The following is a 4,853-nucleotide window of genomic DNA, read 5'->3' as shown; positions in this document are numbered from 1 at the left end:
GACTTCGGCTGCGGCAGCGGCCACGCGATCAACGTGATGGCAGGGGCGTTCCCGGCCAGCCGCTTCACCGGCGTCGACTTCTCCGAACACGCCATCGCCGTCGGCGCCCGCGAGGCGGCCGAGCTGGGCCTGGCGAACGCGACCTTCGAGAGCCACGACCTGGCGCTGCTGGACAAGCGGGACGCCTACGACGTCATCACGGTGTTCGACGCCATCCACGACCAGGCCCAGCCGGCGCGGGTGCTGGAGAACATCCATCGCGCCCTGCGGCCCGGCGGTGTCCTGCTGATGGCCGACATCAAGGCATCGAGCCGGCTCGAGGACAACGTCGGCATTCCGATGAGCACCTACCTGTACACCACGTCGCTGATGCACTGCATGACGGTGTCGCTGGCGCTGGACGGCGCCGGGCTCGGCACGGCATGGGGAACGCAGCTCGCCACCGCAATGCTGGCCGACGCCGGTTTCGGCGACGTGCGGGTGGCGGAGATCGAGTCCGATCCCATCAACAACTACTACATCGCCCGGAAGTGATGTCGGCCCTCGACGCGCTGGACGACTGGCCGGTCGAGGCCGCCGCGGCTGCGGTGATCGGGCCCGACGGCGTGCTCGCCAGCCACGGCGACACCGGGCGGGTGTTCGCGCTGGCGTCGGTGACCAAGCCGCTGGTGGCCCGGGCCGCGCACGTCGCGATCGAAGAGGGTGTCGTGGACCTGGACAGCCCGGCGGGGCCGCCGGGCGCCACCATCCGGCACCTACTGGCGCACGCGTCGGGGCTGGCCCTGGGCAACGATCACGTGCTGGCCGCGCCCGGTGCGCGGCGCATCTACTCCAATTACGGCTTCGCCGTGCTGGCCCAGGCCGTCGAGCGCGAATCCGGCATCGAATTCGGCCGCTATCTGGCCGAGGCGGTGTTCCAGCCGCTAGGGATGGCGTCGACCCGGCTGGAGGGCGGCGCGGACGCCGCTGGGTTCGGCGCCACGTCCACGGTGGCTGACCTGGGTAAATTCGCCGTCGACCTGCTGCGGCCGGCGACGGTCTCGGCGCAACTGCACGCCGAGGCCACGACGGTGCAATTTCCCGACCTGGACGGCGTGCTGCCCGGCTACGGCGTCCAACGACCCAACGACTGGGGGCTGGGTTTCGAGATCAGGGACGCGAAGACGCCGCACTGGACCGGCGCGCGCAACTCGCCGCGAACCTACGGTCATTTCGGCCAGGCGGGCGGCTTCATCTGGGCAGATCCGGACCGTGACCTGGCGCTGGTGGTCCTCACCAACCGCGATTTCGGGGACTGGGCGCTGGCGCCGTGGCCGGCCTTTTCCGACGCCGTGCTAGCCGAATATGGCTAAAGGAAAATGCACACTAGCGCAACATGGGCAACACAAGGCACAATAGACACGCACGACACACAAAATAGTTAGACATCCTGCTCGCCAGGTCCCGCCAGGTCGTTGGGGAAGACGTCCCTCGCGGAACCGAAGGAGCAGGAAATGCGTGCGTCGAATCAATTCGCCGACGTGACGACAGGCGTGGTGTACGTGCACGCCTCGCCGGCGGCGGTATGCCCGCATGTCGAGTGGGCGTTGTCGTCGACCCTTGGGGCGAAGGCGAACCTCACCTGGACGCCCCAGCCGGCCATGCCCGGGCAGCTGCGCGCGGTCACCAACTGGGTCGGGCCGGTGGGCACCGGCGCCAGGCTGGCGAACGCCCTGCGCTCCTGGTCCGTGCTGCGGTTCGAGGTCACCGAGGATCCCAGCCCCGGAGTCGACGGCCAGCGGTTCAGCCACACCCCGCAGCTCGGCCTGTGGAGCGGGGCGATGAGCGCCAACGGCGACGTCATGGTCGGCGAGATGCGGCTGCGGGCGCTGATGACACAGGGCGCCGACACCCTGGCCGCCGAGTTGGACACCGTGCTGGGCACGGCGTGGGACGACGCCCTCGAGGCGTACCGCGACGGCGGCGAGGTCGGCGAGGTGACCTGGCTGAGCCGGGGCGTCGGCTAGCTGGGTGTCAAGCGCGGCGCAGGATGCGCAGGGCGCCCGGAACCGCGGTGATCTCGGCGGGCAGCGCGCAGGCGAAGTCGCCGTCGGCGTAGACGTTGATGCCGGGGCATTCGACGTGGATTGTCTTGGCGCGCGCGGTGGTCACCTCGTCGAGGTCGACGTGCGTGCCCTTCATGACGGTGGGAAACAGGCGCACCAGCTTCGTACGCGACGCTGAATGCGCCATCGTGATGTCGAGCAGGCCGTCGGTGGGGTCGGCGTTGGGACAGATCAGCAGACCGCCGCCGTAGCTGCGGGTGTTGCCGAACGCCGCCAGCGTGATGTCGGCGTCGATCTCTCGTGTCCCGTCGAGCACCAAGCGAAAAGGCAACAGGCGCAGCTGCGATAGCTCGGCGAGCATCGCGAGGTAGTACCGCAACCGCCCGTGCGGCCAGCGCATCCGGTTGGCCCGGTCGGTCACCAGCGAGTCGAAACCGGTGGCCGCCACGGTGCCGAACCACTTGGTGGCCCCGTCGCCGTCGCGAATCCGCCCGAGGTCGATGGTTTCGGTGCAGCCGTCCACGATGATATCGGCGGCGGCTTCGGGATCCCTTGTCGGAAGCCCGAATTCGCGGGCGTGGTCGTTGCCGGTCCCCGCCGCCACGATGCCCAACGGAACGTCGGTGCCGGCGAGCACCTGCAGCGCGTTGGAAACCACGCCGTCGCCGCCGGTGACCATCACCGCGTCGGCGCCCTTCTCCAGCGCCGCGCTCACCAGGTGCCGCGCGTCTTGCGCGTCGTCGCCGATGATCTCGACGACCTCGACGCCGCGTTGGTGCAGCCGCGCGATCGCGAGCTGGGCCGCCCGGATTGCCGCGCCGTGCCCCGACACGGGATTGGTCAGCGCGATCACCTTGGCGATCTCGGTCATGGAATCAGCTTGCCGGGGTTGAGGATTCCGGCGGGGTCCAGGGTCGCCTTGACCGCGCGCAGGATTTGCACGCCCAGCTCGCCCACCTCGTCGCCCATCCAGGGCCGGTGGTCGGCACCGACCGCGTGGTGGTGGGTGATGGTTCCGCCGGTGGCCATGATGGCGTCGCACGCGGCCTTCTTGGCGGCCAGCCATTGTTCGATCGGGTTGCCGCGTTGCCCGGCGACGACGGTGAAGTACAACGACGCGCCGGTGGGGTAGACGTGCGAGATGTGGCACATCACCAACGCGGGGGTGCCGGACTCGGCGAGCGCATCGGTAAGCGCTTGCGTCACAGCGGCTTTGAGCGCGGGAACGTTCGACCAGTCGGTGGCGGTCTCGAGCGTTTCGCAGAGCGCGCCCGCCGACAGCAGCGAGTCGCGCAGGTACGGCGCGCCGAACCGACCGTGCTCCCAGGCCCGCGCCGGTGCCTCGCCCAGCGATGTCGCGCCGTGGGCGGCCAGCAGGGCGGCGGTTTCGGCGTGCCGGCTTTCGACGTGTTCCTTGGTGCCCTCGAACACGGTGATGGCCAGGCAGCCGCCGGTGATCTGGCTTTCGCCGATCGCGTCCGTGGTGGCCAGGTTGACCCCGGTCTCGGCCTCGTCGGAGAGCCGGATGACGGTGGGGCCGGTGCCGGTCTGGGTGACGGCGCGCAGGGCGGCGGCGCCGGTCTCGAAGTCGGGGAACGACCACGCCTCGTAGCGGACGGTTTCGGGCGCCCGGTGCACCCGCAGCCGCACCTGGGTGATGACGCCGAAGGCGCCCTCCGAGCCGATCATCAGCTGACGCAGGTCGGGGCCGGCGGCGGATTCCGGCGCGCGACCCAGGTCGATGGTGCCCGCCGGGGTGACGACGCGCAGCCCGCGCACCATGTCGTTGAACCGGCCGTAACCCGCCGAGTCCTGCCCGGACGAGCGGGTGGCGGCGAATCCGCCGATGGTCGCGTACTCGAAGCTCTGCGGGAAATGACCGAGCGAAAAGCCCTGGGCGCCAAGCATGCGCTCCGCGTCGGGCCCGGTGACGCCGGCCCCCAACACGGCCTGGCCCGACACCTCGTCGAGGGAGATCAACCGGTCGAGGCGGCGCAGGTCGAGCGACACGACCGCGTGGAACGCCCCGCGGATCGGGTCCAAACCGCCGACCACGCTGGTGCCGCCGCCGAAGGGGACGACGGCGATGCGGCGTTCGGAGCAGTAGCCCAGGACCGCGGCGACTTCGTCGTCATCACCGGGCAGCAGGATGGCGTCGGGCGCGTCCTGCACGCCCGGGTCCTTGCGTCGCAGCAGGTCGATCGTCGACTTCCCGCCCGCGTGCAGCAACCGGTCCCGGTCGTCGGTGCGGCAGTGCGGCGCGCCGACGATGCCGGCCAGCGCCTCGCGATCCTCATCCGACAGCGCCGACGGGCGCAGGCGCACCTGGTCCGCTTCGAGTTCGGCCCTCTGTGCATCGTCGATGCCGACCGCCTGTTTCAGCAGGCTGCGGATGCCCTCGGACAGCGGCTTGGCCGCGGCGGGATCCCCCCACGCGTTCCATTTCATCGGGGGGAGGAGACCCTCGGGTTGCGTCATGCGTTACAGTATTACATATGCTGTCAATCAGTAACGCACGCACCCGCGTGGACCCCGGCGAGCGCATCCTCGCGGCGGCGGCCAGCTGTGTGGTCGATTACGGCGTCGAGCGGGTGACGCTGGCCGAGATCGCGCGCCGCGCCGGCGTCAGCAGGCCCACGGTCTACCGGCGCTGGCCGGACACCCAGTCGATAGTCGCGGCGCTGTTGACCCGCCACATCACCGAGGTGATGCGCGACGCGCCGCTGCTCGGCGACGACCGGGAATCGCTTGTGCGACAGATCGTTACGGTGGCCAACCTGCTTCGCGAGGACCGGCTCGTGATGTCGG

Annotated in this window: 6 protein-coding genes; 4 read left to right on the top strand and 2 right to left on the bottom strand. The window is 70.2% G+C overall.

All coding sequences use genetic code 11. The annotated features are described in order from the left end of the window. From A5702_RS05020 to A5702_RS05010, 3 genes are all read left to right on the top strand, one after another. Positions 1 to 534: class I SAM-dependent methyltransferase (locus A5702_RS05020; protein ID WP_156669494.1), on the top strand; the 534-nt coding region annotated here is incomplete at its 5' end. Then, entirely contained in the window at positions 534 to 1,352 is an 819-nt protein-coding gene (locus A5702_RS05015) for a serine hydrolase (protein ID WP_068218745.1), read from the top strand. The genes A5702_RS05020 and A5702_RS05015, both read left to right, overlap by 1 nt. A 141-nt stretch (positions 1,353 to 1,493) precedes the next feature. Continuing rightward, on the top strand, positions 1,494 to 2,006 hold the full coding sequence (locus A5702_RS05010) for a DUF3145 domain-containing protein (protein ID WP_068218742.1): 513 nt from the start codon (positions 1,494 to 1,496) through the stop codon (positions 2,004 to 2,006). Between the two features lie 7 nt (positions 2,007 to 2,013). On the opposite strand, the gene A5702_RS05005 is transcribed toward A5702_RS05010, so the two are convergent. Both A5702_RS05005 and A5702_RS05000 read right to left on the bottom strand, forming a co-directional pair. Further along, positions 2,014 to 2,916 carry a diacylglycerol kinase gene (locus A5702_RS05005; protein ID WP_068218739.1) on the bottom strand — a complete coding sequence of 301 codons (903 nt, stop codon included), beginning with the start codon at positions 2,914 to 2,916 and terminating at the stop codon, positions 2,014 to 2,016. Beyond that, entirely contained in the window at positions 2,913 to 4,493 is a 1,581-nt protein-coding gene (locus A5702_RS05000; protein WP_369817868.1) for an FAD-binding oxidoreductase, read from the bottom strand. Before A5702_RS05000 ends, A5702_RS05005 begins: the two co-directional genes overlap by 4 nt. 47 nt (positions 4,494 to 4,540) lie before the next feature. On the opposite strand from A5702_RS05000, the gene A5702_RS04995 reads away from it, so the two are divergent. Continuing rightward, on the top strand, positions 4,541 to 4,853 hold a 313-nt coding region (locus A5702_RS04995; protein WP_156669493.1), incomplete at its 3' end, for a TetR/AcrR family transcriptional regulator.

Origin of the sequence: Mycobacterium sp. E3339, assembly GCF_001666915.1 — a bacterium.
GTDB lineage: Bacteria > Actinomycetota > Actinomycetes > Mycobacteriales > Mycobacteriaceae > Mycobacterium.
This window is presented reverse-complemented; position numbering and strand designations above follow the sequence as displayed.

Bases quoted from the DNA above. Each gene is read 5' to 3' on its own strand.
- A5702_RS05015 (WP_068218745.1), top strand. From the start codon at position 534: ATGTCGGCCCTCGACGCGCTGGACGACTGGCCGGTCGAGGCCGCCGCG.
- A5702_RS05010 (WP_068218742.1), top strand. From the start codon at position 1,494: ATGCGTGCGTCGAATCAATTCGCCGACGTGACGACAGGCGTGGTGTAC.
- A5702_RS05005 (WP_068218739.1), bottom strand. From the start codon at position 2,916: ATGACCGAGATCGCCAAGGTGATCGCGCTGACCAATCCCGTGTCGGGG.
- A5702_RS05000 (WP_369817868.1), bottom strand. From the start codon at position 4,493: ATGAAATGGAACGCGTGGGGGGATCCCGCCGCGGCCAAGCCGCTGTCC.